The sequence below is a fragment of the Streptomyces sp. SL06 genome (genome assembly GCF_058244745.1).
Genome location: NZ_JBSYOT010000002.1, coordinates 6573097 through 6598390, shown reverse-complemented (window position 1 = coordinate 6598390; position 25294 = coordinate 6573097). Strand labels below are relative to the sequence as shown.

General features: G+C 72.9%; 28 protein-coding genes and 2 pseudogenes. 11 read left to right on the top strand and 19 right to left on the bottom strand.

Features of this window, described 5'->3' with window-relative positions:
* Positions 1-52: 52 nt before the first annotated feature.
* Complete coding sequence (locus AC4IHM_RS30310; RefSeq protein ID WP_490870984.1) at positions 53-478, top strand: SsgA family sporulation/cell division regulator; 426 nt, start codon at positions 53-55, stop codon at positions 476-478.
* A gap of 25 nt (positions 479-503) precedes the next feature.
* On the opposite strand, the gene AC4IHM_RS30305 is transcribed toward AC4IHM_RS30310, so the two are convergent.
* Positions 504-1007 (bottom strand): DUF6328 family protein, encoded by a 504-nt coding sequence (locus AC4IHM_RS30305; RefSeq protein ID WP_490870152.1) that lies wholly within the window; start codon positions 1005-1007, stop codon positions 504-506.
* 154 nt (positions 1008-1161) lie between these two features.
* On the opposite strand from AC4IHM_RS30305, the gene AC4IHM_RS30300 reads away from it, so the two are divergent.
* Positions 1162-1509 (top strand): hypothetical protein, encoded by a 348-nt coding sequence (locus AC4IHM_RS30300; RefSeq protein WP_490870151.1) that lies wholly within the window; start codon positions 1162-1164, stop codon positions 1507-1509.
* A gap of 15 nt (positions 1510-1524) precedes the next feature.
* On the opposite strand, the gene AC4IHM_RS30295 is transcribed toward AC4IHM_RS30300, so the two are convergent.
* The 5 genes from AC4IHM_RS30295 to AC4IHM_RS30275 form a co-directional block, all read right to left on the bottom strand.
* Positions 1525-2508: an aldo/keto reductase gene (locus AC4IHM_RS30295; protein ID WP_490870150.1), complete on the bottom strand. Its 984-nt coding sequence runs from the start codon at positions 2506-2508 to the stop codon at positions 1525-1527.
* 12 nt (positions 2509-2520) lie between these two features.
* The gene (locus tag AC4IHM_RS30290) at positions 2521-3786 is read right to left on the bottom strand and encodes an FAD-dependent monooxygenase (RefSeq protein ID WP_490870149.1); all 1266 of its coding nucleotides are present in this window, start codon (positions 3784-3786) and stop codon (positions 2521-2523) included.
* A 92-nt stretch (positions 3787-3878) separates the two neighbouring features.
* Positions 3879-4568 carry a ribonuclease H family protein gene (locus AC4IHM_RS30285; RefSeq protein ID WP_490870148.1) on the bottom strand — a complete coding sequence of 230 codons (690 nt, stop codon included), beginning with the start codon at positions 4566-4568 and terminating at the stop codon, positions 3879-3881.
* A gap of 42 nt (positions 4569-4610) precedes the next feature.
* Positions 4611-5405: a VOC family protein gene (locus tag AC4IHM_RS30280; RefSeq protein ID WP_490870147.1), complete on the bottom strand. Its 795-nt coding sequence runs from the start codon at positions 5403-5405 to the stop codon at positions 4611-4613.
* Between the two features lie 89 nt (positions 5406-5494).
* Complete coding sequence (locus AC4IHM_RS30275; RefSeq protein ID WP_490870146.1) at positions 5495-5977, bottom strand: VOC family protein; 483 nt, start codon at positions 5975-5977, stop codon at positions 5495-5497.
* Positions 5978-6234: 257 nt separating this feature from the next.
* Between AC4IHM_RS30275 and AC4IHM_RS30270 the strand changes: the two genes are divergently transcribed.
* Positions 6235-6888, top strand: a complete 654-nt coding sequence (locus AC4IHM_RS30270) for an ATP-dependent Clp protease proteolytic subunit (protein ID WP_490870145.1) — start codon at positions 6235-6237, stop codon at positions 6886-6888.
* 1 nt (position 6889) lies between these two features.
* A complete protein-coding gene (locus AC4IHM_RS30265) occupies positions 6890-7492 on the top strand; it encodes a ClpP family protease (protein ID WP_490870144.1) in 603 nt (200 codons plus the stop codon).
* Between the two features lie 50 nt (positions 7493-7542).
* Here AC4IHM_RS30265 and AC4IHM_RS30260 read toward each other — a convergent pair whose 3' ends face one another.
* Both AC4IHM_RS30260 and AC4IHM_RS30255 read right to left on the bottom strand, forming a co-directional pair.
* Positions 7543-7977 carry a helix-turn-helix domain-containing protein gene (locus tag AC4IHM_RS30260; RefSeq protein WP_490870143.1) on the bottom strand — a complete coding sequence of 145 codons (435 nt, stop codon included), beginning with the start codon at positions 7975-7977 and terminating at the stop codon, positions 7543-7545.
* 231 nt (positions 7978-8208) lie between these two features.
* Positions 8209-8665: pseudogene (locus AC4IHM_RS30255) on the bottom strand (ATP-binding protein).
* 145 nt (positions 8666-8810) lie between these two features.
* Here AC4IHM_RS30255 and AC4IHM_RS30250 point away from each other — a divergent pair.
* The 3 genes and pseudogenes from AC4IHM_RS30250 to AC4IHM_RS30240 all read left to right on the top strand — a co-directional run bounded on the left by AC4IHM_RS30250 (position 8811) and on the right by AC4IHM_RS30240 (position 11185).
* Positions 8811-9396 (top strand): annotated as a pseudogene (locus tag AC4IHM_RS30250) (PRC-barrel domain-containing protein).
* Entirely contained in the window at positions 9393-9809 is a 417-nt protein-coding gene (locus tag AC4IHM_RS30245; protein WP_490870142.1) for a PRC-barrel domain-containing protein, read from the top strand. Before AC4IHM_RS30250 ends, AC4IHM_RS30245 begins: the two are co-directional and overlap by 4 nt.
* A gap of 71 nt (positions 9810-9880) precedes the next feature.
* Positions 9881-11185, top strand: coding sequence for a streptophobe family protein (locus tag AC4IHM_RS30240; RefSeq protein WP_490870983.1), 1305 nt, complete (start codon positions 9881-9883; stop codon positions 11183-11185).
* Positions 11186-11203: 18 nt separating this feature from the next.
* On the opposite strand, the gene AC4IHM_RS30235 is transcribed toward AC4IHM_RS30240, so the two are convergent.
* On the bottom strand, positions 11204-11614 hold the full coding sequence (locus AC4IHM_RS30235; protein ID WP_490870141.1) for a hypothetical protein: 411 nt from the start codon (positions 11612-11614) through the stop codon (positions 11204-11206).
* A gap of 382 nt (positions 11615-11996) precedes the next feature.
* Between AC4IHM_RS30235 and AC4IHM_RS30230 the strand changes: the two genes are divergently transcribed.
* A complete protein-coding gene (locus AC4IHM_RS30230) occupies positions 11997-12377 on the top strand; it encodes a nuclear transport factor 2 family protein (RefSeq protein WP_490870140.1) in 381 nt (126 codons plus the stop codon).
* Positions 12378-12437: 60 nt separating this feature from the next.
* Here the strand turns inward: AC4IHM_RS30230 and mgrA are convergent, their stop codons facing one another.
* A complete protein-coding gene (gene mgrA / locus AC4IHM_RS30225; RefSeq protein ID WP_490870139.1) occupies positions 12438-13430 on the bottom strand; it encodes an L-glyceraldehyde 3-phosphate reductase in 993 nt (330 codons plus the stop codon).
* 137 nt (positions 13431-13567) lie between these two features.
* On the opposite strand from mgrA, the gene AC4IHM_RS30220 reads away from it, so the two are divergent.
* Both AC4IHM_RS30220 and AC4IHM_RS30215 read left to right on the top strand, forming a co-directional pair.
* The gene (locus AC4IHM_RS30220) at positions 13568-14452 is read left to right on the top strand and encodes a LysR family transcriptional regulator (protein WP_490870138.1); all 885 of its coding nucleotides are present in this window, start codon (positions 13568-13570) and stop codon (positions 14450-14452) included.
* Positions 14453-14477: 25 nt separating this feature from the next.
* Positions 14478-14993 (top strand): mycothiol transferase, encoded by a 516-nt coding sequence (locus AC4IHM_RS30215; RefSeq protein WP_490870137.1) that lies wholly within the window; start codon positions 14478-14480, stop codon positions 14991-14993.
* On the opposite strand, the gene AC4IHM_RS30210 is transcribed toward AC4IHM_RS30215, so the two are convergent.
* The 4 genes from AC4IHM_RS30210 to AC4IHM_RS30195 all read right to left on the bottom strand — a co-directional run bounded on the left by AC4IHM_RS30210 (position 14957) and on the right by AC4IHM_RS30195 (position 18427).
* Positions 14957-16054, bottom strand: coding sequence for an adenosine deaminase (locus tag AC4IHM_RS30210; RefSeq protein WP_490870136.1), 1098 nt, complete (start codon positions 16052-16054; stop codon positions 14957-14959). The genes AC4IHM_RS30215 and AC4IHM_RS30210 overlap by 37 nt on opposite strands.
* A gap of 71 nt (positions 16055-16125) precedes the next feature.
* Positions 16126-16521, bottom strand: coding sequence for a VOC family protein (locus AC4IHM_RS30205; RefSeq protein ID WP_490870135.1), 396 nt, complete (start codon positions 16519-16521; stop codon positions 16126-16128).
* Between the two features lie 86 nt (positions 16522-16607).
* Positions 16608-17507 (bottom strand): aldo/keto reductase, encoded by a 900-nt coding sequence (locus tag AC4IHM_RS30200; protein ID WP_490870134.1) that lies wholly within the window; start codon positions 17505-17507, stop codon positions 16608-16610.
* A gap of 29 nt (positions 17508-17536) precedes the next feature.
* Positions 17537-18427, bottom strand: coding sequence for a glycoside hydrolase family 19 protein (locus AC4IHM_RS30195; RefSeq protein WP_490870133.1), 891 nt, complete (start codon positions 18425-18427; stop codon positions 17537-17539).
* Positions 18428-18685: 258 nt separating this feature from the next.
* Between AC4IHM_RS30195 and AC4IHM_RS30190 the strand changes: the two genes are divergently transcribed.
* The gene (locus tag AC4IHM_RS30190; protein ID WP_490870132.1) at positions 18686-19753 is read left to right on the top strand and encodes an acyl-CoA dehydrogenase family protein; all 1068 of its coding nucleotides are present in this window, start codon (positions 18686-18688) and stop codon (positions 19751-19753) included.
* Here the strand turns inward: AC4IHM_RS30190 and AC4IHM_RS30185 are convergent.
* The 5 genes from AC4IHM_RS30185 to AC4IHM_RS30165 are packed head-to-tail and all read right to left on the bottom strand — an operon-like array spanning position 19750 to position 25083.
* Positions 19750-19929 carry a hypothetical protein gene (locus AC4IHM_RS30185; RefSeq protein ID WP_490870131.1) on the bottom strand — a complete coding sequence of 60 codons (180 nt, stop codon included), beginning with the start codon at positions 19927-19929 and terminating at the stop codon, positions 19750-19752. The genes AC4IHM_RS30190 and AC4IHM_RS30185 overlap by 4 nt on opposite strands.
* Positions 19930-19956: 27 nt before the next feature.
* A complete protein-coding gene (locus AC4IHM_RS30180) occupies positions 19957-21642 on the bottom strand; it encodes a dipeptide ABC transporter ATP-binding protein (protein WP_490870130.1) in 1686 nt (561 codons plus the stop codon).
* Positions 21639-22508, bottom strand: coding sequence for an ABC transporter permease (locus tag AC4IHM_RS30175; RefSeq protein WP_490870129.1), 870 nt, complete (start codon positions 22506-22508; stop codon positions 21639-21641). The genes AC4IHM_RS30180 and AC4IHM_RS30175 overlap by 4 nt, the downstream gene beginning before the upstream one ends.
* Positions 22505-23449, bottom strand: a complete 945-nt coding sequence (locus AC4IHM_RS30170; protein ID WP_490870128.1) for an ABC transporter permease — start codon at positions 23447-23449, stop codon at positions 22505-22507. The genes AC4IHM_RS30175 and AC4IHM_RS30170 overlap by 4 nt, the downstream gene beginning before the upstream one ends.
* Complete coding sequence (locus tag AC4IHM_RS30165; protein WP_490870127.1) at positions 23449-25083, bottom strand: ABC transporter substrate-binding protein; 1635 nt, start codon at positions 25081-25083, stop codon at positions 23449-23451. Before AC4IHM_RS30165 ends, AC4IHM_RS30170 begins: the two co-directional genes overlap by 1 nt.
* Positions 25084-25294: the final 211 nt, after the last annotated feature.

The following is a 25294-nucleotide window of genomic DNA, read 5'->3' as shown; positions in this document are numbered from 1 at the left end:
TGCGGGTGGGCGGGGTACTAGAGGGCTCTACGTCCAGCCCCCGGAGGCCCTCGTGAACACCGTCGTGCACAAGACTCTCGTCGTGCAGCTCCAGGCGGGCGACACCGACCGTTTCCCCGTGCTGGCCCATCTGGGGTACGACGCGGCGGACCCGTTCGCGCTCACCGTGGTGTTCAGCCACGACGGCCGGGTGCTCGCCCGCTGGACGCTGGACCGGGAGATGGTGGGCGACGGGCTCACCCGGCCGGTCGGTGTGGGCGACGTGCGGCTGCGGCCCGAGTCGCGGGGCATGTGGGACGAACTGCGCGTCGAACTGCTGGGCGACGCCCGCCCCGACGGCGAACGTCATCACGCCGTGGTGTTCGTGTGGGCGGCGGCCGTCGAGGCCTTCCTGCGTGAGACGCACACCGTGGTCCGGCCCGGTGCGGAGGAGGTGCGCGTCGACGACTTCCTCGCGGAGCTGATGGCGGAGGGCTGACCGCGCCCGGCGGGACGCGCGGTGCTCAGCGGGACGTGTGGCGCAGCCGGGTCCACAGCGGGATCGCGAACCAGCACAGCAGGTACCAGAGCACCACGCCGGTGACGAGGTAGGGCACGAAGCCGTCGTGGGTCGCGACGCGCAGGATCAGCAGGAGCGAGGAGGCCGTCGTGGCGAGCAGCAGCACGAGGCCGAGCAGGGTCAGCCGGGAGGCCCACCGCACCGCCCGGGGTTTGACGCGCCGCCCGGACACGAGGCGGTGCAGGGACACCGGACCGATGAGGGCGCCCGTCGTCACGGCCCCGAGGACCACCGTCACCAGGTAGATCGTCTGGTCGGTGTCCGAGAGGCGCTCGTACTTGGGCTGGAAGACGACGGTGAGCAGGAAGCCGAACAGGATCTGCACGCCCATCTGCGCGACGCGGACCTCCTGGATCAGCTCCGTCCACATCCGGTCCGCGCGCTCCTCCTCGCTCTCGTCGCGCCCTCTGCGCCGGTCCGGGGTCTCGGCCGCGTCCGGGTCCGTCACTGTTCCTCCCGCTTGCCGCCGCCTGCGTCCTTCTTCCGTCTTCCCGCGATCCCCGTGCTCAGGCGCCGGGCCGGGGCCGCCGGGCCCGGTTTGAGTGATCGGGGGACGGTTACACGGGCCGGGGGCGATCCAGACGCAGGGAAGAAGGCGAAGGATGTCCGACACTCAGCTCACCGTGACGCTCAGCGGTGGCGGCATCGACGACGCGCGGACGATCGTCCGCGCCCTTGAGGGTGTCTTCGGGGCACCCGACGGGCTCCCCGCCGACGAGCGGGCGACGGTGCGCACCGCGACCTTCGACTCCCCGGCCGCCGGGCAGGCGCCCTCGCCACCGCGCGGGGCGGGCGCCGCGCTGTCCGCGCCGGTGACGGTCACCGTGCAGGGCACGCCGCAGGCCGTCGAGGCGGCGAGCGAGACGCTGTCCCACGCCTTCACCACGCGCGACGAGGGAGCGGCCTCCGGCGACCAGGAGCGGGAACGGCAACTGCTCCTGGTGCCGTGAGGCCGGGCGGACCCGCTACCAGCGGCCCTCGACCCGGTCCTTGATCCGGCGGTCGTAGAGGTCGCCGATCGCCGCGAGCGTGTCGTCGGACAGCCCGGGAAGCCGGGCGGCCTCCGTGTTGGCGCGGGCCTGCTCGGGCGAGCGGGCGCCCGGGATCACGGTGGTCACACCGGGCTGCTGGATGATCCAGCGCAGCGCCAACTGGGCCGGGGTGTATCCCTCGGGAGCGAGCGCGGCGAACTCCGCGGCGGCCTCCACACCGGTGGCGAAGTCGACGCCGGAGAAGGTCTCGCCCTGGTCGAAGGCCTCGCCGTGCCGGTTGAAGTTCCGGTGGTCGTTCGCGGCGAAGACCGTGTCCCCGGTGTACTTCCCGGACAGCAGGCCGGAGGCGAGCGGCACCCGGGCGATGATGCCGACGCCGGCCTCCCGGGCCGCCGGCAGCACCTCGCGCAGGGGCTTCATCCGGAACGGGTTGAGAATGATCTGGACGCTCGCCACGTTCGGCCGGGCGATCGCGGTCAGCGCCTGCGCGCAGGTCTCCACACTGACGCCGTAGGCGGCGACGCGCTCCTCCTCGACCAGGGTGTCCAGGGCGTCGAACACCTCGTCCGTGGAGTAGACGGGGGTCGGCGGGCAGTGCAGCTGCACCAGGTCGATCACGTCGACGCCGAGGTTGCGGCGGGAACGGTCGTTCCAGGCCCGGAAGTTGTCCAGTACGTAGTTCTGCGGTACCTGCTCGGCCCGGCGGCCCATCTTGGTGGCGACCAGCACGTGCAGGTCGGGCCTGCCGCGCAGGAAGGCGGCGATGGTCTCCTCGCTGCGTCCGTCGCCGTAAACGTCCGCCGTGTCGAAGAAGGTCACCCCCGACTCGGCCGCCGCCTCCAGCACCGCGAGGGCTTCCTTGTCGTCGACGTCTCCCCAGTCGGCGCCCAGTTGCCAGGTGCCGAGGCCGACCACCGATGCGTGCTGATCCGACCTGTCGAATGTGCGCTCGTCCATGCCGCCAGTCTGTCACCCGCGGTGGCCGGGCACCGCGTCGGGACGCCCGGTGCGCCGGACCCGGTCGTGGCCGGCGAGGCTGCGTGCCTGGACGGTGCGCGCGAGCCTCGGTCCCAGCCAGCGCTTGAGCCGGCGCAGTGCCTCCAGCCGACCGGCCGCCCGGTCGAGCCGGTAGTACAGCCGGGGCGGGACGTACGGCAGCAGCGGCGAGTGGCGCTGGCCGAGCAGGGCGAACATCCGCTCCGGGGGCAGGTGGATGTAGCGGGGCAGGTTCTCGTACCACTGGGCGCTGTGGCGGGCGGCGCTCTGCACCGGCAGGAGGGCCGCCCTGCGTTCGCGCTCGTAGTGGGCGAGGGCGTCCGGGAGAGCGGCCCGCTCGCGCAGCGCCGTGGACAGCGCCATGGCGTCCTCCAGGGCGAGCGTGGTGCCGGCTCCGACGGAGTAGTGCGTGGTGTGGGCGGCGTCGCCGAGCAGTACGAGGTTGTCCCGGGACCAGGTGCGGTTGGTGAGGGTGCGGAAGGCGGGCCAGGCGGCACCGGCCCGGCCCGCGGACCGGGCGGTGAGCGGGTGGCCGTCCAGCACGTCGGCGAAGAGCTTCTCCAGCAGGATCAGTCCTTCGGCCTCGTCGGCCCGGTCAAGTCCGAGCCCGGTCCAGGTCTCGGGCGCGCACTCGACGACGCACGTGCTGCCCTCGGGGCCGTAGCCGTAGCCGTAGGCCCAGATCCAGCCGTGGTCGGTCTCGACGAAGGCGAAGGTGAAGGCGTCGAAGACCCGGGTGGTGCCGAGCCACACGTAGTGGTTGCGGCCGGTGCGGATCTCGGTGCCGAAGTGGTCGGCGTGGCGGGTGCGCAGCGCGCTGCCCACGCCGTCGGCGGCGACCACGAGGTCGGCGGCGGGCGGGTTGTCGCCGGTGATCTCGTGCCCGTACTCCAGGCGGACGCCGAGGGAGCGGGCGCGGGCGGCGAGGATCTCAAGGAGCTTGTGGCGGCCGATGCCGAAGCCCTCGTCGCCGCGGTGCCGGGTGCTCACCTCGCCCACGTGGGCGACGCCGTCGCACCAGCGCACGGAGTGTTCCTCGACGGCGCGCGCGGACTCGGGGTCGTGCTCCTGGAGCCGGTCGAGCAGTCCGCGCCAGTAGGTGACGCCCCAGCCGTAGGTGGAGCCCTCCGGGTCGCGTTCGTACACGGTGATGTCGTGGGACGGGTCCTGCCGCTTGAGCAGGATCGACAGATACAGTCCGGCGGGCCCGCCACCGACACAGGCGACCTTCACACACACCCCTGATATGCACTCAAAGCGGTCATTTGGGAGCGCAGAGTAGCAAGGGCGGGGCCGCGCGGGGGCGCCACGCGGCCGGGGGACGGCGCGGGTTACCCGACGGCCGCCGTGCGGCACTCCGGATGGCCCCAGCCCTGGTCGTTCTTGGCGATGGGCTCGCCCGCCGCGTACGGACGGCCGCACAGACAGCGCCCGGGGAACTTCGCCTTGACGGTGCGCGCGGAGGAGGCGCCGCCCTTGCGGGCCGCGCCCGGTCCGCGGCGCGGTGCCTTCCGGGCCGCCGGGACGTCCGGGGCGGGCGGCGGCTCCGGGGAGCCGAGGCCGCTGCCCGCGGGCTCCTGGACCACGGCGGCCTGACTGGCGGCGCGGTCGGCGAAGTCGTTGAGCCGGTCGCCGTCGACCTGGTGGGCGGGCACGTAGCGGAACTCGACCGGGCGGCCGTCGAGCAGCTCGTCGATGCGCACGACCAGTTCCCGGTTGGCGACCGGCTTGCCGGCCGCCGTCTTCCAGCCGTTGCGCTTCCAGCCGGGCAGCCAGGTGGTGACGGCCTTCATGGCGTACTGCGAGTCCATCCGGACCTCGAGCGGCACGTCCGGGTCGGTCGACGCCAGCAGCCGTTCCAGCGCCGTGAGTTCGGCGATGTTGTTGGTGGCCCTGCCGAGCGGGCCCGCCTCCCAGCGGACCGGGCGCTCCGCGGCGTCGGCCACCACCCAGGCCCAGCCGGCCGGACCCGGGTTTCCCTTCGAAGCCCCGTCGCACGCGGCCACCACACGTTCACGCATGCGCCGATCATGCCATGGCGCGGCGGGGCACCCGGACGGGGCTCAGACCTCCGTGAGCTTCGGCATCTCTCCCTGGGTCCTCGTGACGTCCATCACGGAGAAGTGCGCGCCCTGCGGGTCGCTGAGCGCCGCGAACCGGCCGAAGGGGGTGTCCACCGGCCCGAACCGCACGACGCCGCCGAGCGCGGTGGCGCGGGCCACGGCGTCGTCGCAGTCGGGGACGGTGAAGTAGACGTTGACGTAGGGCGGCACCTCGGGCGGGAAGTCCTCCGTCATGGTCATGCGGCCCAGGACGGCGCGGTCGCCGAGGTCGAAGACGCGGAAGTCCACCTGGCCGTCCTGCATCTGCCTGGCCGTGTAGGGGAAGACGGCGGGGAAGAAGGCGTCCGACTTGCCGGGCTCGCGGGTGAAGACCTCGGCCCAGCAGTACGCGCCGGGCTCGCCCGTCGCCTCGAACCCCTCGTGGGTGCCGCTCTGCCAGACGCCGAACTCCACGCCGCCCGGGTCCCGGGCCAGGCACATGGTGCCGAAGTCGCCGATCCGCGTCGGTTCCACCACCAGTTCGCCGCCGGCCTCGCGGATCCTCTCCGCGCTCGCGGCCACGTCCGCGGACGCGAGGTACAGGCACCACTGCGGGGGCCCTTCGTGGCCCGGCATGGGCGGGACGACCGCGGCGACCGCCCTGCCGTTCGCGTAGCACTCGGTGTAGTTGCCGTACTCGGACGACGACTCCCCGAAGGTCCAGCCGAGGACGCCGCCGTAGAAGCTCTTGGCTCCCTCGATGTCGCTGAACATCGCGTCGGCCCAGCAAGGGGCCCCTTCAGGTTGTACGGCCATGACTGCCGCCTTAGCTGCGGGTGGATGGTGGGGACGGTCCGTCCTCTCACGCTAGTCACCCCGTCCCCGCCCCGCGCGTCGGCGGCCGGTCACTGCCCGGCGTACGCCTCCTCAAGCGCCGCGATGTCGAGCTTGCGCATCGACATCATGGCCTTGTTGGCGCGCGCCGCCCTGGCGGGATCGGGGTCGCGGAACATCTCCTCCAGCCTGCCCGGGACGACCTGCCAGGACACGCCGAACCGGTCCTTGAGCCAGCCGCAGGGGCCCTCCTCGCCGCCGCCCTCGGTGAGCCTGCTCCAGTAGTGGTCGACCTCGTCCTGGTCCGCGCAGGTGATCTGGAAGGAGACCGCCTCGCTGAACGTGAACTCCGGGCCGCCGTTGAGGGCGACGAACTTCTGGCCGTTGGCCGTGAAGTCGACGGTGAGCACGGTGCCGGCGGGCCGGGCCGATCCCTCGGGGTAGTGGGTGACGGGACCGAGGGCGGAGTTCTCGAAGACGGAGACGTAGAAGCGCGCGGCCTCCTCCGCCCGGCCGTCGAACCACAGACACGTGGTGAATCCGTCGGTGCTCATGACTACCTCCTGGGTGTGGGACACGGTCACCGGTGCAGACCGGCGCGGGCCGCGAAACTCATCGGTGCCCCTCTCGCGGTCCTCGGCACTCTGGGGCGCGCGGCCGGGGATCCGCCCGGCGCCGGCGAGCGCTCTGCCCACGGCGAATCTGCCGGGGGCAGAGAAGGCCCCGCCGGGTGCCGCGGCGGGTCGACAGTGGGGGCAACCGCGGCGCCACCGGCCGCGTACCCCCTCGACGACTCGACAAAGGAGCGCCGATGTCTTCACTCATCGCCGGACCGTTCCCGGCCGCACTGCCCCGGGCGGAGGAGGGCGACACTCCCGCGACCCGCTTCGACGACCAACTCGCCGCGCAGTTGCTCGCGCAGCGCATCGTGCTGCTGGGCACGCAGGTCGACGAGGTCTCCGCGAACCGGGTCTGCGCCCAGTTGCTCATCCTGTCCGCGGAGGACCCGCACACCGGGATCGGCCTGTACATCAACAGCCCCGGCGGCTCCGTGCACGCGGGGCTCGCCATCTACGACACGATGCGGCTGATCCCCAACGAGGTCTCGACGCTCGCCATGGGGTTCGCCGCCAGCATGGGGCAGTTCCTGCTGAGCGTCGGCGCGGCGGGCAGGCGCCACGCCCTGCCGAACGCGCGGATCATGATGCACCAGCCGTCGGCCGGTATCGGCGGCACCACCGCCGACATCGAGATCCAGGCCGACAACCTGGAGTTCACCAAGCGGACCATCGAGCGGATCACCGCCGAGCACACCGGTCAGAGCCCCGAGACCATCTCCCGGGACGGCGACCGCGACCGCTGGTTCACGGCCGAGGAGGCCAGGGAGTACGGCATGGTGGACCAGGTCGTCGAGTCCCTCGCGGACGTGCGGCCGACCGCCACCCGGCGACGGACGGGGCTGTGACATGGGCAGCTACACGATTCCGAACGTCGTCGAGCGGACCCCGCAGGGCGAGCGGTCCTACGACGTGTTCAGCCGGCTGCTGTCGGAGCGGATCATCTTCCTGGGCACCGAGATCGACGACGGCGTCGCCAATGTGGTGATCGCGCAGCTCCTGCATCTGGAGTCGGCGTCCCCGGAGCGCGAGATCGCGATCTACCTCAACTCCCCCGGCGGCTCGTTCACGTCGCTGATGGCGATCTACGACACGATGACGTTCGTCCAGGCGCCGATCTCGACCTTCTGCGTCGGGCAGGCCGCGTCCACGGCGGCGGTGCTGCTGGCGGGCGGGGACCCCGGGCGGCGCTTCGTGCTGGAACACGCCCGGGTCCTGCTGGGTCAGCCGGCCAGTGGCGGGCGGCAGGGCACGGTCTCCGACCTGGCGCTCCAGGCCAAGGAGATGACGCGCATCCGCGCCCAGGTGGAGGAGGTGCTGGGCCGGCACACCGGGCACGACGCCGCGACGCTGCGCGCGGACATGGACCGCGACAAGGTGTTCACCGCCGAGGAGGCCGTCGGGTACGGGCTGGCCGACGAGGTGCTCAGCCGGCGCCTGACGCGGGCGTGAGAGCCGGGCCGGCGTCCCGCCGCGTGCGGGGCGCCGGCCCGTGCGGGCGCTCAGGCGGCCAGGCACATCCCGTCGTACCGCACGCCGGACGCACCTCGGCCGGGGCCGGGGCTCGCGCCGGTGTGCGTCGACGTGAGGCGGATCAGCTCCTCCTGGGCGCGGGCCAGCAGGTCGCCCAGGCCCAGTCCGAGGGCGCCCGCGGCGGCGGCCAGCACCTCCGACGACGCCTCCTTGCGGCCGCGCTCCACCTCCGACAGGTAGGGCATGGAGATCCGGGCGGCCTCCGCGACCTCCTTCAGGGTGCGTTCCTGGTCGCGGCGTTCGCGGCGCAGCACGTCGCCGACCAGATCGCGCCACAGCGGCTCACGGGCGGTGGGCGGCCTTCGCTCCGGGGGAACGGGCGGGGCGGCGGGGCGGGTTCCCGGGCGCGCGGCCCGCGGGCGCAGCGCGATGACGCGGACTTCGTTCGGCGTGTGGCTGGTCACCTTCCCAGCCTAGGAGTCCTCCCCCGGCACGGAAGGGGTCGGCGTTGCGCCCAGAGGGAAATCCTCGGATGCGCGAAGGCGCCGCGTCACAGGTTTCTGACCTCCCATGAGAAGGGGGGCATGCGCCGTCGCGGCCCGGGTACCCGCAGGCGGGTAACGCACAGGGAGGCGTCGAACCGTGGCTTTCACCTTCTGGGCGAACTCGGCTGCGCCTGACGAACCCGGCGTCCTTCACCCCTCGGTGAGGGGGACCACGGCGCGTACCCGCTTGCCGACCGGCACGCGTTCGACGACGACCGTCTCCGCCAGGGCGTGGACGATCTCGAGACCGTGCCTGCCGATGCGTTCGGGGTCCCGGGGGTAGCGCTCGGGCGCCGCGCCGCTGCTGTCCCAGACGGTCACCGCCACCGAGAACGTCCGTGCCCTCCAGCTCCAGGATGTACGGGCCCTTGCTGTGGCGGTCGGCGTTGGTGACCAGCTCGCTCACCACGAGCAGCACGGCACCGTCGGCCCGCGGGCCGATCGCGGCGCACCACTCGGTCCTGAGCTGGTCGAGGAAGAGCGAGGCGAAGGAGCGTGCCTGCGCTATACATCCCGGCTCACCGGAGTAGTGGGCCGCCCGCCTCAGCGGATCAACGGGGACGTCGAAACCAGTCGGTATCACTGCCCCGTCCAGATACTCGGTCATGCGTTTCTCTCTCGGAAGCCGGACTGGCCGGACGCTGCTGCACCTGTCCTCGTACCCCGAGGCGGGCCGCGCAGTCCCGGGGTACGAGGACTGCGGGCATCGTCACAGTGGTGCGGGGAACCCGGGGGTGCGGGAAGGGTGTGCGATGAACGAACTGATGGCCGCACGAAGCCTCACCACCCGGCCGGTGGTCACCCTCGGCGGCGACGCCGTCGCCGACGTCAAGGACACCGTATGCGACGCCGCCGCGAGCCGGATCACCGGTTTCACCTTGACCGGGCGGGGCCTGCTGTCCGGGCCGCTCAAGGAGGGTCTGCCCTGGTCGGGGGTGTACGCGCTGGGCCATGACGCGGTGATGATCCGCGACCGGCGGCGGCTGCTGAGCACGGCGGCCATGGCGACGCACCAGCAGACCGTGCGGGGCCGGGTACTGGGGGCGAGGGTGCTGACCGAGGCGGGGACGGAGGTCGGCACGGTGCTCGAACGTCGTGGTGGAGGGCGGGACCGGCGGGCGGGTCGTCGGTTTCCGGGTGGCGGCCGGCCGACGGTTCGTGCCGGGCGCCGGCCGGCACCGGCGGCGGGTGTACGTGCCGCGCGGCGAGAAGCTCACGGTCGCCGGCCGCTCCCTCGTCCTTCCCGAGGACGCCGTACGGCATGTCGCGGACGACCTGCCGGGCCTCGGCGCCCTGATCGGCGGCGTGCCGGGCCAGTGGAGAGGTTCGCTGCCGTGATGCTGTTCACCGAGGTACGGGGGCTGCCGGTGGTGTCGCCCTCCGAGGCCGGGCCGCTCGGCGGCGTGACGTCCCTGACCGTGGACATCGCGTCCGGCGGGGTGAGCCACGTCCGGTTGCGCGGCGGCCTTCTGCGCCGGGAGTCGGTGCTGGCGTGGGACTCGGTCCAGGCGTTCGGCCCCGGCACCGTGCGGGTCCGTCCCACCGCCGTGCCCGAGTCGGCGCCGCCCCGGCGCGACCTGCTGGGCCGGCGGATCCTGACGGAGGCGGGGACCGAGCGGGGCACGGTGCTGGACGTGGCGTTCGACACCCGGACCGGCCGGCTCCTCGCGCTCTTCACCACCCGGGGCGAGCTGCCGGCCGACCGCCTGCTGGGCCTCGGCGACTACGCCCTCGTCGTCACGGGGGCCTGAGTCCCGCCCGTCCGGGGCGAGCGGGATGCCGACCGGCCCCACCGGACACCGGCCCGGCGGCGCGGACGGCCCTGCCGGCGGGCGGGTCCGGTGGGTGCTGTCTAGCGTGGCAGCGTGAGTTCGCGACCCCCTCCGCCCCCGCGGGCCGGGCAGCGCCCGGTCACGGCTGGGCGCAGGCCCTGGGCACAGTGGTGGCCGGGGTCGTCGCGATGGGGGTCGTGGCCGCGCTCGGACTGTGGGCGGCCGGGGCCGCGGACCTGCCGGACCACGCCTTTCCCCGGGTCGTCGCGGCGACCTTCGTCACCGCCGTCGGCGGCGCGGTGGAGGTGTCCGGCGACGCCGGCGGGCTGGCCGGCACCGACGCGGGGCTGACCGTGATGCCGCTGTCCGTCACCCTGACCGGCGTGCTGGTGATCGCCCGGGGCTTTCTGCGGCCGCTGCGCCACCAGGACGCGGCCGGTGCCCGGGAGCCGGCCGGCTGGGCCGGGCGGATCGCCGTCCTGTGGCTGCTCGCCGTCCTCGGGGCCGCCTTCGCCGCGCGGCAGACCTTCGAGGTCTCCCTCGGGGAGGGCGTGCTGAACGACCTCGGCGACCTGTTCGGCATCACCCCCCGGGTCGGTTTCACCACCGACGTGCCGCTGACCGTCCTCTTCGGGCTGCTGTGGCTGGCGGGCGTGTTCGCGCTGGCGCTGCTGGTCTCGCGCCGGGCGCCGCTGCCCGGACGGCTCTCGCGCCTGCGGACGCCGGTGCGGCCGGCCGCGTACGCGATGGTCGCGCTGCTGCTCGCGTACGTCGTCGTGGGCGCCGTCGTCGCGCTGGTCGGCGCCGGGACGCGCGGACACCCGGCGGACAGCTTCGCCCTGCTGCTGCTCGGTCTGCCGAACCTGGCGTGGCTCGCGTTCACGATCGGCCTCGGTGCGACGTGGGACGGGCGCGTGGAGGGGCCGTTCGGGCTGCCGATGCCGCGGGTCCTCGACGAGGTGCTGCGCACGCCGGACGTCTCGGCCCTGAACCTGGGCACGCTCACCGAGCACGACGGGCGGTGGTGGTGGCTCCTGGTCGTCGCGGCGGTCCTGCTGACGGCGGCCGGATTCCTCCAGGCGTACCGCTCTCCGGCCCAGACGCCTGTCTGGCTGCACGCGGTGCGGATGGCCGTGGCGCTGGCGCTCACGGTCCTCGTGATCGGCCTGGTCGGCCGGATCTCCGCCCACTACGGGCTGTCGGTGCTCGGCATCGGCGACCTGGGCGGCGGGCTGTCGGGGCAGTTGTTCCTGCGTCCCCGTCCGTGGAGCGCGGCCGGTCTCGCGCTGCTGTGGGGCCTGGTGACCGGATTCCTCGGCGCGCTGCTCGCGCGGTGGGCGGGCCGGCGGGCCTAGATGTGCCGCCCGGGGTGCTCAGGCGACGGGAACGACGAGGGGCGGCGAGGCCCGCTGCATGCGCAGTGCGTCCACGGACTCGGCCATCAGTTCGTACTCGGTGGTCTCGTCGCCGGTCGCCAGGCGTACCAGGCGGCCTGCGGCCAACTCGTCGGCGACCAGCTCCTGTTGGATGTCGTCGGCGCACCAGGTGCGCAGGACGTGCGGCACGTCGGGCGCGTCGTCGGCGACGGGAGTCAGGGCGCCGCGCGGTAAGTGAGGGGCGTCGGGCTGCGGATCGAGCCGCTCGGCGATCCAGGACGCCCGGTCGCGCAGCCACCACAGGGCCAGCGCGAGGGTGGGGGCCCGATAGGTGCCCAGGGGGACGCCGATGCGCCGGCCGTCACAGACGCCGTAGGCGGTGACATGGCACAGGAACTCGTCATGCACTGCTGCCCTCCCCCGTCACCCAGCGCCCGCCTGCCGGTCGGGCATGGACGTCCGTGCGGCTCGTGTGCTGTGCGTGAGGACACTGTCGCATGGTGTGAAGTGCCCTAGTGGTGAGTATGTTCACAACTGAACCACTGTCACCATGAATTTCCGGCCACTCTCCCGGCATATTCTGGGCGATTGTTGGCCGAAACGCTGCGCCGCGAAGCACCGGCTCCGGTCCTCCCGCGGGCGGTCGGCCTCGCGCCCGCCCGGGGCACCGGCATGACCTCGGGGGTAATCGACGGGGCCGACGGGTGCGGGCATGGTTGCGCCACCGGGTCGCCGAGACCGGAACCCGGTCCCTGACCAGCACAGACCAGCTCAATGGAGGCTGATCGCCATGTCCGCACCCACCCGCCGTTACGAGGACGCCGTCGCCCGCTACTTCGAGGCCTGGAACTCCGGGCCCGAGGCACGGGCCAAGGCGGTCGCTGCGGTCTGGACCAATGACGGCCGCTACACCGATCCGCTGGCCGACGTCCGCGGCCACGAGGGCATCGCCGCCGTGATCACGGCGACGCACGAGCAGTTCCCCGGCTTCGTCTTCCGGCTGTCCGGCACCGTGGACGGACACCATGACACGGCACGCTTCTCCTGGGAACTGGTGAGCGAGGCCGACGGGTCGGCACCGGTGGCCGGGTCCGACGTGATCACACTGGACGGCGAGGACCGGATCCGGGCCGTGTTCGGCTTCCTGGACCGGGTGCCCGAGGGGGCGTGACACCCGCCGGAACCGGTACCTCGATCCCGGAGGCGACGGTCCGCCTCCGGGATCCGGAGCCTACTGGTTGACGATCTCGTCGATGCGGGCCAGCTCGTCGGCGCCGAAGTCGAGGTTGCCGACGGCCGAGACGCTGTCCTCCAACTGCCCCGGGCTGCTCGCGCCGACCAGGGCGGAGGTCACGCGCCCCTCGCGCAGCACCCACGCCAGGGCCATCTGGGCCGGCGACTGACCGCGGGACTTCGCGATCTCGTCCAGGGCGCGCAGCTTGCCGACCAGTTCCTCGGTGACCGCGTCGGAGTTCAGGAAGGGGCTGTCGCTCGCGGCGCGCGAGTCCTCCGGGATGCCGTTCAGGTAGCGGCCGGTCAACAGGCCCTGCTCCAGCGGGGAGTAGGCGATGGAGCCGACCTCCAGCTCGTCGAGGGTGTCCAGGAGGCCACTGGTCTCGGGCCGGCGGTCGAGCATGGAGTAGCGCGGCTGGTGGATGAGCAGCGGCGTGCCCAGCTCGGCCAGGATGCGGGCGGCCTCGCGGGTCTGCTCCGGCGAGTAGTTGGAGACGCCGACGTACAGCGCCTTGCCCTGCCGCACGGCCGTGTGCAGGGCGCCCACCGTCTCCTCCAGCGGAGTCTGCGGGTCGGGGCGGTGCGAGTAGAAGATGTCGACGTGGTCCAGGCCCATCCGGGTCAGGCTCCGGTCGAGGGAGGAGAGCAGGTACTTGCGCGAGCCCCACTCGCCGTACGGGCCGGGCCACATCAGATAGCCGGCCTTGGTGGAGATGACCAGCTCGTCGCGGTACGGCGCGAAGTCTGCCGTCAGCGCCTCGCCGAGCGCGGACTCGGCGGCGCCGGGCGGCGGGCCGTAGTTGTTGGCGAGGTCGAAGTGGGTGACGCCGAGGTCGAAGGCGCGGCGCAGGATGGCGCGCTGGGTCTCCACGGGGCGGTCCGGGCCGAAGTTGTGCCACAGGCCGAGCGAGAGCGCGGGAAGCTTCAGACCGCTGCGTCCGGTGCGCCGGTAGGGCATGTCCGCGTAGCGGTCGGGGTGTGCGGTGTACAACGCGACTCCAGAGGGTTGGGCATCCGGGTACGGGCCTCGGCGGGTCCGGCGGGCAACGGTCTCCCACTCTGTCGCGACCTGCGGGCAGTGGTCCAACAGAAGAATCCGATGGGATTGCGCGGTTACGCTTCTCAATCATGGAACTGCGTCAACTCCAGCACTTCGTGGCGGTCGCCGAGGACCAGCACTTCACCCGCGCGGCGCAACGGCTGCTGGTGTCCCAGTCCGGTCTCTCGGCGTCCGTCCGGGCGCTGGAGCGGGAGCTGCGGGCGCCGCTGTTCGTGCGCACGACCCGCCGGGTGACGCTGACGGAGGCCGGGCGGGCGCTGCTGGTCGAGGCGCGGCGGATCCTCGCCCAGGTGCGGTCGGCGCACGAGGCGGTCGCCGCGGTGCAGGGGGTGCTGCGCGGCACGCTGTCGCTGGGGGCCGAGCAGTGCGTCGCCGGAGTGCCGGTGGCGGGGCTGCTGGCCGCGTTCCGCAGGCGGCACCCGGACGTGGAGATCCGGCTGCGGCAGGCGGGCTCGGGCCGGCTGGCGGAGGAGGTCGCGGCCGGGCGGCTCGATCTGGCCTTCGCCTACCGGACGCAGGAGGACACGGACCAGCTGCGTTCGGTCGCGCTGGCCGGCGAGCCGATGACGGTGCTGTGCCATCCCGGCCACCGGCTCGCGGCGGCCGGCGCGGTGCTCACCCCGCGAGACCTCGCCGACGAGGTCTTCGTCGACTTCCACCCGGACTGGGGTCCGCGCCGCGTCACCGACACCGTCTTCACCGCGGCGGGCGTACGGCGGAGCGTGCCGCTGGAGGTGAACGACGTGCACGGCCTGCTCGACCTGATCGACGAGAACCTCGGCATCGCGGTCGTGCCCCGGCACTTCGGGCACAAGCGGGCCGCCCTCGCCTCGCTGCCGCTCAAGGACCGCACCGGGACGGAGTACGAGACCGTCGCGCTGCTGCCGCCCGCCCAGGCCACCAGCCCGGCGGCACGGGCGCTGATGGGGCTGCTGGAAACGGGAAGCGCGTGAGGGCGGACTGAGCGATGGTGGACGTATGCACGCGAAGGACATCCTCATCGAGGCCTACGGCCGCATCAGGGAAGAAGTCCACGCCGCCGTCGGGGGCCTGGACCCCGACGGCCTGAACGCCCGCCCCGCCCCGGACGCCAACTCCGTCTCGTGGCTGGTCTGGCACCTCACCCGGGTCCAGGACGACCATGTCGCCGACGCCTTCGGGCTCGACCAGGTGTGGGTGGCCCAGGGCTGGGAGAAGCGCCTCGGCCTCGGTCTGCCCCGCCACGACACCGGTTACGGGCACGGCTCCGCCGATGTCGCGAAGGTGCGGGTCGACTCGGCCGGCCTGCTGACCGGTTACTACGACGCCGTGCACGAGCAGACGCTCGGCGCCCTGCACTCCCTGACCGCCAAGGACCTGGAGCGGATCGTGGACGACAGCTGGGTTCCGCCGGTCACGCTCGGCGCGAGGCTGGTCAGCGTCCTGTCGGACGATCTCCAGCACGTCGGACAGGCCGCCTATGTGCGCGGGCTCGTCCGCAGCGCGGACGCGTAGCCCGGCAGTACGACCTCCTCGATGAGGGCGTTGCGCTCGTCGAACGGGATGAAGGCGCTCTTGACGGCGTTCACCGTGACCGTGCGCAGGTCCTCGACGCTCCAGCCCGCCTGCTCGACCAGCAGGGACATCTCGCGGGTCATCGTCGTGCCCGAGACGAGGCGGTTGTCGGTGTTGAGGGTGACGCGGAAGCCGAGGTCCTTGAGCGCGGTGATCGGGTGTTCGGCGATCGAGGTGGCGGCGCCCGTCTGGAGGTTGGAGGTCGGGCACATCTCCAGGGCGATGCGGCGGTCGCGGACCCAGCCGGCGAGGCGGCCGAGCTTGCCGGCCGCGAGGTCGGGGATGTCCTCGGTGATCCGCACGCCGTGGCCGATGCGCTGGGCGCCGCACACCTGGAGGGCCTGGTGGATGCTGGGCAGCCCGTGCGCCTCGCCCGCGTGGATGGTGAAGGGCACGTTCTCGCGGCGCAGGTGCGCGAAGGCGTCGAGGTGGTCGGCGGGCGGGAAGCCGTCCTCGGCGCCCGCGATGTCGAAGCCGACGACACCGGCGTCCCGGAAGGCCACCGCGAGGTCGGCGGTCTCGCGGGTGCGGTCGAACATCCGCATCCCGCACAGCAGGGTGCCGACGCGGACCGGGGTGCCCGCTGCCGCCGCCCCGGCCATGCCGGCGGCCAGCCCCTCCTGGACGGTCTCGACGACCTCGGCGAGGGTCAGACCGCCGCTGGTCATCAGCTCGGGGGCGTAGCGGACCTCGCCGTAGACGACACCGTCGGCGGCGAGGTCGAGGACATACTCCTCGGCGGTGCGCAGCAGGCCCTCGCGGCTCTGCAGCACGGCGAGGGTGTGCTCGAAGGTGGCGATGTAGCGCACCAGGTCACCGGAGTTGGCGGCCTCGTAGTACCAGGCGGCCAGCTCGTCGGGGTCGGTGGCGGGCAGGGTGTGGCCGGCCGTGGCAGCCAGTTCCACGACGGTCGCGGGGCGCAGGCCGCCGTCCAGGTGGTCGTGGAGCACGGCCTTGGGGAGGCGGCGGAGCGTCTCGGCGTCTATGCGCGTAGATGACATGTGCGGTCGTTCCTCGGCGGGTCGGTGCGGGAGCGGGGGCAGGCGGGGCGGAGAGCGCGGGGCGGGGCGGGTCAGGAGGCGGCGGGCTGGAGCAGGTCCCAGCGGTTGCCGTACAGGTCCCGGAAGACGGCGACCGAGCCGTAGGGCTCGCGGCGGGGCTCCTCCAGGAAGGTCACGCCCGCGGCGGTCATCCGGGCGTGGTCGCGGGCGAAGTCGTCGGTGTACAGGAAGAAGCCGACGCGTCCGCCCGTCTGGTCGCCGACCCGGGAGCGCTGAACCTCGCCCCGGGCGCGGGCCAGCAGCAGTGCGGTGCCCTGCGCCGGGGAACCGGGCCCGACGACGACCCAGCGGGAACCGTCGGGGCGAGGCGTGTCCTCGACGAGGCGGAATCCGACGGCCTCGGTGTAGAAGCGGATCGCCTCGTCGTAGTCGTCGACGACGAGGGTGACCAGGGCGACGCGTGTCATCGGGACCTTTCCGGACGGGCGATTGACGGGAGAGGTTATACGTAAAACCCTCCGGACGCCAAGTCCCCGGCGTCCCGCGGCGCCGGTCAGCCCGTCCGGGCGCCGTCGAGCCGTGCCAGGTCCTCGTCGGTGAGGCGCAGGGCGCCGGCGGCGACGTTCTCGGCGAGGTGGCCGGGGTCCCCGGTGCCGGGGATGGCGAGGACGTGCGGGCCCTGGTGCAGCGTCCAGGCGATCCTGACCTGCGCGGGGCTCGCCCCGTGCGCACGGGCGACCGCCCGGACCTGCTCCTCGTGGGCGGTGCCGGCGCCCCGGGGTCCGGCCTCGCCCGCGATGGCGTAGAACGGCACGAAGGCGATGCCCCCCGCGCGGCACATGCCGAGGAGTTCGTCGGTGGCGGGGTCGTGGAAGCCGAGGCCGTAACGGTTCTGGACGCAGACCACGGGCGCGATGGCCTGGGCCTCGGCGAGGTGCCGGGGCTCCACGTCGGAGACGCCGAGGTGGCGGATCAGGCCCGCCTCGCGCAGCTCGGCGAGGGCGCCGAAGTGCTCGGCGATCGATTCCTGCCTCATGCGGCGGAGGTTGACGACGTTGAGGTGGTCGCGGCCGAGCTGGCGCAGGTTCTCCTCGACATGGGCGCGCAGGTCCTCGGGGCGGGCGGAGGTGCCCCACTGCCCCGACCAGTCGCGGTACGGGCCGACCTTGGTGACGATCACCAGGTCGTCGGCGTAGGGCGCCAGGGCACTGTTGATCAGTTCGTTGGCGGACCGCAGGGACGAGAAGTAGAAGGCGGCCGTGTCGATGTGGTTGACGCCGAGTTCGACCGCCCGGCGCAGTACGGCGAGGGACCGCTCGCGGTCGCTCGCCGTGCCGAGATGGAAGGCGGCGCTGCCCGTCAGCCGCATCGTGCCGAGGCCGATGCGGCGGACGGGCAGGTCGCCGAGGTGCCAGGTGCCCGAGGAGTGCGCGGTGATCGCTTCCGAGGTCATCGGCGGAGTCTCGCACAGGGCCCCCGCGCTCAGCAGTACAGGTTGTCGCCCGGGGAGACACCGAGGATCTGGCTGAACTGCTGGTAGGTGGTGACGCGGCTCTGGACCTGCGCCGGGTTCCTGCCGTCGCACTCCAGGGAGCCGTTGATGGAGCGGATCGTCTGGCCGAAGCCGGCGCCGTTGACCATGGCGTTGTGCGCGGTCGTGCTGCCCGGCCCGGACTGGGTGTTCCAGTACCACAGGCCGGTCTTCCAGGCGACGGCCGCGTCGTTCTGCACCAGCCAGGGGTTGCCCAGCAGGTCGATGCCCAACGCGTCACCCGCCGCCTTGTAGTTGAAGTTCCAGCTGAGCTGGATCGGTCCGCGCCCGTAGTAGGCCGCCTGGCCGGCCGGGCAGCCGTAGGGCTGGTTCCAGTCGCAGTAGTGCGGGTAGTTGTCGGTGTTCTGCTCGACGATGTGCACCAGGCCGCCGGTCTCGTGACTGACGTTGGCGAGGAAGGCCGCGGCCTCCTGCTTCTTGGTGGTGTCGCTGCCGGTGTTGGCGAAGCCCGGGTAGGCGCTGAGCGCGGCGGTGAGGCCGCCGTAGGTGTAGAAGGAGTTTCTGCCCGGGAACATCTGGTTGAACTGGGCCTCGCTCACCACGAAGTTGCCGATCGGGGTGTCCGAGCCGCCGTCGCAGGCGTACGGCTCCCAGTACCAGGTGCTGATGACCGGATCGTAGCCCGGGTTGGCGTACTCGGCGATGTAGGCCTTGCCGTCGGTGTAGCGGACGATGTCGCCCGCGTTGTACCACGTGCCCGCCGACCAGGCCGGGTAACTCGAACACGCGGCGGCGGAGGCCACGGTGGCGGGCGCGAGCAGGGGCACGGCGCCCGCGAGGACGACTGCGGCCACGAGAGCGGATATACGGCGCCTAGACACAGGTCTGTCTCCTTCGGCGGAGCACGGCCGCCCCCGTACAGGGGCAGGGCGGAGCCGGGCCCCGTGCGCACGTGCCGGTCGGACCGGCCACGGCGTGGGGGCGGCCGTGGAGGGGGGTGTGGAGGCACACTCAACCGCGTTGGTCTGTACCAGTCAAGGGTGTAGACCAGTCAACCCGACCGGGTCGCCGCGGGGTCGGCGGGCTTCGTCGCGCCGTGCCTCCTCGTCACCGTCGGGGCCCGTCCGGAGAATCGCTCCATGACCACCACACCCCACCCGCTCGTCACCGAGGCCCGCCGGCTCGCGGACGACCTGCTCACCCCGTCCGCGCAGCGCGTCGACCAGGACGGTGTGCCCGTGAGTCACATCGAGGAGATCCGGCGGTCCGGGCTGCTCGGGGTGAGCGCGCCCGAGGAGTGCGGCGGGGCGGGTGCCCCGGACCAGGTCGCCCGGGAGGTCGCGGAGATCCTGGCCGGTGCCTGCTGCTCCACCTGGTTCGTGCAGACCCAGCACCACACGCCGGTACGGCTGCTGACCAAGGCGGCACCCGAACTTCCCGCGCGCCAACGTCTGTTGCGCCCACTGGCCACCGGCGAGCTGCTGGCGGGCATCGCCTACGCGCACATCCGCGCCTTCCCCCGAATCCCGGTGCGCGCCACCGCCGAGCGGGGCGGGGTGCGCTTCGACGGCACCGTGCCCTGGTACACCGGCTGGGGTTTGAACGACCTGATGCTGCTCGCGGGCGTGACCGAGGCGGACGAGGTGGTGTTCGCGTTCGCGGACGCGCGCGAGCAGCCGGGGCTGCGGCCCTCGGCGCCCATGCGGCTGGCGGCGCTGACGGCCGCCCGGACGGTCGCCCTCGCGCTGGACGGTCTGTGGCTGCCGGAGGAGTCCGTGGTGCTGCGCACCCCGCGGGAGGACTTCGCCCGGGTCGACCTGCCCCGCAGCACCAACGCCTCCCCGGCCGTCTTCGGCGTCGCGTACGCCGCGCTGGACCTGCTGGGCGCCGCGCCGGACGAGCGCGGCACGGCCGACGCGCTGCGCGCCCGGCTCGACGAGGTCAGGGCGCGGGCGTACGCGCTCGCCGACCACCCCGTCCCGCACGAGCGGGTCGAGGAGAGGCTGGCGCTGCGGACCCGGGCGTACGACCTTCTGCGGGCGGCGACGACCGCGGCGGTCGTGGCCGGCGGCGGACGCGCGACAGGCCTCGACCACCCGGCCCAACGGCTCGCGCGCGAGGCCGTGTTCCTCCTGGTGCAGGGCCAGACGGCACCGGTCAGGCAGGCCCATCTGACGGCGCTGGGGCGGCGCGGGGCCGCGACCTAGACCAAGTCCTGGACCAAGTCCTGGACCTGGACCGGCAGGGCGACCCGGCCGGGCGTCCGTCCGGCGCGGCCGGGGTGCGGGCCGCAGGGGTTGGGAACGTCGTGCGGTCCCGGTTGCCGGGCGCCCGCCCAGGCGTCCTTCTCGTCGCCCGTGCGGGAGTTGAGCCGCGGCGCCATGCCCGGCGGGTGCCTCAAGGGTCCGGGTCAGTAGTCGCGGCCGGGTACCGCGGCGATCAGCTGTGCCGTGTACTCCTCGCGCGGGTCGTCGAAGACGGTGGCCGTCGGCCCCGTCTCGACGACGCGGCCCGTGCGCATCACGGCCACCCGGTCGGCGATGTCCCGTACCACCGCGAGGTCGTGCGAGATGAACAGATAGCTCAGCCCGAGTTCCTCCTGGAGTTCGGCGAGCAGTTGGAGCACCTGGGCCTGCGTCGTGACGTCGAGCGCCGAGACGGGCTCGTCGCAGACCACCAGGTCCGGTTCGAGCGCCAGGGCACGGGCGATGGCGACGCGCTGGCGCTGGCCGCCGGAGAGTTCGGAGGGGCGGCGTGCCGCCAGGGTGCGGGAGAGCCCCACGCGTTCCAGCAGGGCGTGGATCCGGCCGGAGTCCCTGGGGGCGCCGAAGGCACGCAGGGGCTCGCCGACGATGCTCTCGACGCTCAGTCGGGGGCTCAGGGAGTTGTACGGGTTCTGCTGGACGAGCTGGAAGCGCCGTCGCAGCCGGCGCAGTTCACGGGCGCCCACCGAGTGGAGCGGGATCCCGTCGAAGTGGACGTCGCCCCGGGTGGGCCGCTCCAGGGCCATCACCGCGCGGGCGGTGGTGGACTTCCCCGAGCCCGACTCGCCGACCAGGGCGAGGGTTTCGCCACGTGCGACGGTGAAGCTGACGCCGTCCACCGCCCGGAAGCGGAACCGGCTGCCGTCGGGGCGACGGGCGTCGAACTCCTTGACCAGCTCCTCGACGCGCACCAGCGGGGCGGGAGCGTCCCGCTCGCCTTCGACGGGCGTCGCCCGTGGGGAGGCCGGGCTCTTGCCGCGTCGGGCCTGTGTCCTGCCGCGTCCGGGAATGCTGCGCACGAGCAGCCGGGTGTAGGCGTCCTCCGGGTCGTGCAGCACCTTGTCCGGCGGCCCCTGCTCGACGACGCGCCCCGCGGCGAGGACGACGATGTGCTGGGCGCGGTCGGCGGCCACCGCGAGGTCGTGCGTCACCAGGAGCAGGGCGGTGCCCGTCTCGGTGCGCAGCCGGTCCAGGTGGTCGAGGATCTGCCGCTGCACGGTGACGTCGAGGGCGCTCGTCGGCTCGTCGGCGATGATCAGCCGGGGCTCGCAGGCCCAGGCGATGCCGATCAGCACGCGCTGGCGCATGCCTCCGGACAGTTCGTGCGGGTACTGGCGGGCGCGGCGGGCGGGGGCGTCGAGCCCGACGTGCTCCAGGATCTCGACGGCTCTGCGGGCCGCCCCCGCCCGGTCGCCGTATCCGTGCACGAGGAGTGCCTCGGCCACCTGGTGGCCGATCCGCTGGGTGGGGTCCAGGGAGACACCCGGGTCCTGCGGTACGAAGCCGATGTCCCGTCCGCGCAGCGCCCTCAGCTTCGCCCCGGGCAGGGTCAGCAGATCGCCGGTGTCCGCGAACCCGACGGAACCGCCCACCACACGAGCCGAGGCGGGCAGCAGTCCGAGCGCGGCGAGCGCGGTGGTGCTCTTGCCGGAACCGGATTCGCCCACCAGGGCGACGACCTGCCCGGCCGGCACGTCGAAGGTCACGTCCCGCACGACCGGCGGCCGTCCCGCGTAGGCGACGGACAGCCCGCGCACCGACAGCGTGGGCCGTGCGGCCGGGTCCGGTGCCGGAGCCGTCTTCGGCCGGCGGGGATCGGAGGGGGCGGTCATCGGGTCCTCCGGTGGTGGGAGAGGCGGTTGACGGAGAGGACGACGGCCACGACGACGAGACCGGGGATCGTGGTGAGCCACCAGGCGCTGTCCAGGAAGTCGCGGCCCCCGGAGATCAGCGATCCCCACTCGGGCTGGGGCGCCGGTTCTCCGTAGCCGAGGAAGCTCAGTCCGGCGATGGCCAGCAGCGAGGTGCCGAACTCGACGGTGGCCAGCACCAGCGCGGGCCGGTAGGAGTTGGGGACGACATGGCGGGCGACGGTGGTCCAGCGGCCGACCCCCGCGGCCCGAGCCGCCTCGACGAAGCCGGCCTCGCGCACCTTGAGGACCTCGCTGCGTACCGTCCGCGCGAAGCCGGCCACGCCCGCGATCCCGACCGCCACCGCCACCTTCACCGTCCCGTGGCCGAGCACGGTGATGATCGCCATGGACAGCAGCAGACTGGGGATGGCCAGCAGCACGTCGCACACCCGCATCACGCACTCGTCGACCAGCCGGCCGAAGTAGCCGGCGAGCAGGCCGAGCAGCGACCCGACGACCACCGCGAGCGCGACGGCCAGGAGGACCCCGCTCAGCGAGAGTGAGGCCCCGTGCACGACCCGCGCGTACAGGTCGCGGCCCAACTGGTCGGTGCCGAAGGGATGGTGCGCCGAGGGGCCGAGTAGTTTCTCCCGCGGGTCGCCGAGCAGCGGATCCTGTGAGGTGAACAGGTCCGGTACCAGGGCCCACAGCAGGACGACGGCGATGACCAGCCAGGACAGCAGAAGTCCGGGGGCCGGTACGGCCAGGCGGACGCGGCGCGCCGGCGCGGGCCCCGGGCGGGGGTCGGCGGGCGCGGTCTCCACGGGGGCGGCGGGGGCGCTCACGCGGTCACCGCCGTCAGCCGGATCCGCGGGTCGATGATCCCGTACAGCAGGTCGACGCCCAGGCTGATCACGACGAACACGGCCGCCGCGAGCAGCACGATGCCCTGCACGACGGGCACGTCCCGGGCGGAGACCGCGGTCTGCGCCGTCTGGCCCAGGCCGGGCCGGGAGAACACGGTCTCGGTGAGCACCGCTCCGCCGAGCAGCTGCGCGGTCCACACGCCGACGGTCGTCAGGGTCGGCAGCGAGGCGTTGCGCAGCACATGCCGGGTGAACAGCCGCGCGGTGCCGACCCCTTTGGCGCGCAGCACGTCCACGTAGGGCTCCTCCAGAGTGTGGGCGATACCGGCGGAGAGGACCTGCGCGGTCACCGCGGCCAGTGGCAGGGCCAGGGTGACGGCGGGCAGGACGAGGGTGCTGACGCCCTGGTCTCCGAAGGCGGGGAACAGACCCCAGCGGAACGAGAACAGCTGGAGCAGCATCAGGCCGACCCAGAACGTCGGCATGGCGACCCCGAGGGCGGGCAGGGAGCGGAGCAGACCGCGCAGCCGGATGCTGCGCGTGGTCTGCGTCCACACCGCCAGGGCGGTTCCCAGCAGCACGCCGAGGACCAGCCCGGACGCCGCCAGTGTCAGGGTGGGCGCGACGGCCGCGCCCAGCAGGTCGCCGACGGGTGTCCGCTGCTGGAAGGACGTGCCGAGGTCCAGGTGGAGCAGGCGCAGGAGTTGGTCGCCGTACTGCACGACCAGCGGCCGGTCGGTGCCGAACTCGGCCCGCAGTGCGCGGACCTGGTCGGGCGGGGTGTTCTGCAGGGCCTCCGGACCCAGCATCATCTCGACCGGGTCGCCCGGCAGCAGGTACATGAGCAGGAAGGTGCCGGTGAACGCCACCCACAGCACGAGCAGCGCGGTGGCGGCACGGCGTACGAGGTAGCGGGTCATCAGGAGGTCCGGCCCGCGTCGTAGAGGAGGATGCGGGAGGCCGCGTCGTAGCGGATTCCAGCGATCTTGGAGGAGATGCCGACGACCTGGGTGAGCTGGCTGAACGGGAAGACGTAGCCTTGGTCGATGAGGATCTGCTGGGCCTGGGCGGCGAACTTGTCGCGTTCGGCGGTGTCGGTGGTGGCGAGTTGGGCGGCGAGCAGCTTCTCCAGCTCGGGCTCCTGGGCCTCGTCACCGGTGAACCAGGCGAGGTTGCCTGCCGACTTGGAGAACATGGCGCGCAGGATGTCCTGGTCGGAGCGGCTGACGGAGGTGGAGCGCAGGTCGTAGTCGCCCTTGGCGGAGGCGGTGGCGTACTCGGCGGCGGTGACCTCCTTCAGCTTCAGGTCGATGCCCACGGCCCGCAACTGCTGCTGGACGGCCTCGATGACGTTGGGCTGGTAGAAGTAGAGCAGGCTGATCGACAGCTTCTTGCCGTTCTTCTCGCGGATGCCGTCGGAGCCCTTCTTCCAGCCGTCGGCGTCGAGCAGCGCGGCGGCCTTGTCCGGGTCGGCCTTCAGACCGGCGGACAGGTCGGTGTAGCCGGGGGTGGTGGAGCCCAGGACGCTCTTGGCCACGCCGTAGGACGGGGAGAGCACGGTGTCGGTGATCTGCTGCCGGTCGATGGCCAGTTGGACCGCCTTGCGGACCTCGGCGTCCTGGAGGATCTTCGAACTCTTCAGGTTGGGCGCGGCGCCGATGACGATGCCGGGGTTGACGCGGGCGAGCAGGGTGTAGCCGGCGTTCTTGAGTGTGCTCTCGTCCTGCGGCAGCAAGGTGGTGGCGACGTCGACCTGGCCCGACTTGAGGCTGCCGGAGCGCACGCTCGGCTCGGCGACCACGCTGTACGTCACCTTGTCGAGGTAGGCGTCGCCGCTGTGCTTGTCCAGCGCCGAGGGCCACTTGTAGCCACTGCGCCTGGCGATGGCGGTACTGGAGTTCTGGGTGTAGGAGGAGAACGTGAACGGGCCGGAGCCGATCAGGCCCTTGCCGGTGCAGCGGTCGGCGAGGGAGGACTTGAGGCTGCTGGTGGAGAGCAGGCCGAGGGTGGGGGTGGAGGCGGCCATCAGGAACTGCGCGTTGGGCCGGTCGAAGGTGACGGTGAAGTTGGCGGCGTCCTTGATCCGGGTGCCGGTGTAGCCGAGCAGGTACTGGCTGCCGTACGGCGACTTGGCGCCGGCGGCGACGATCGCGTCGAAGTTGGCCTTGACGGCCGCCGAGTCGACGGGACTGCCGTCGGAGAAGGTGACGCCCGAACGCAGGTGGAAGGTGAAGGACTTGGCGTCGGCGGACGCCTGCCACTTGTCGGCGAGCCAGGCGACGAACGTGCCGTCGTCGGGGTCCTGGGCGATCAGTGAGTCGACCAGCTGCCGGTTGATGACGGCGCTGGCGATGAGGGTGGACTGCTGGGGGTCAAGGCAGACGGGGTCGGAGTCGATGGCGATCTTCAGGCTTCCGCCCGCCTTGGGCGAGGCGGACGCCCCGGCGTCGGAGTTGCCCGTGCCGCCGCCGCATCCGGCGAGGACGGCGGCGAGGGAGAGGGCGAGACCGGGTATGGCGACCGTGCGCAGGCGGCGCGGTATGGGTGTCCCCATGGTGACGGGTCCTTTCGGCGGGGCGACGCGGCGGGGCCGTGCGGTGCGGCGGTGGGGCGGCGGACCGGGGCGGGCGGCGACTTCGGGGCGGGGCTTTTTCGGGGCGGGCTTTTCGAGGCGGGGCTCGGGAAACGCGGGTGGGTGGGGCGGGAGCGAGGCCGGTGGGTGGGATGGGAGCGAGGCCGGTGGGCGGGGCGGGAGCGAGGCCGGT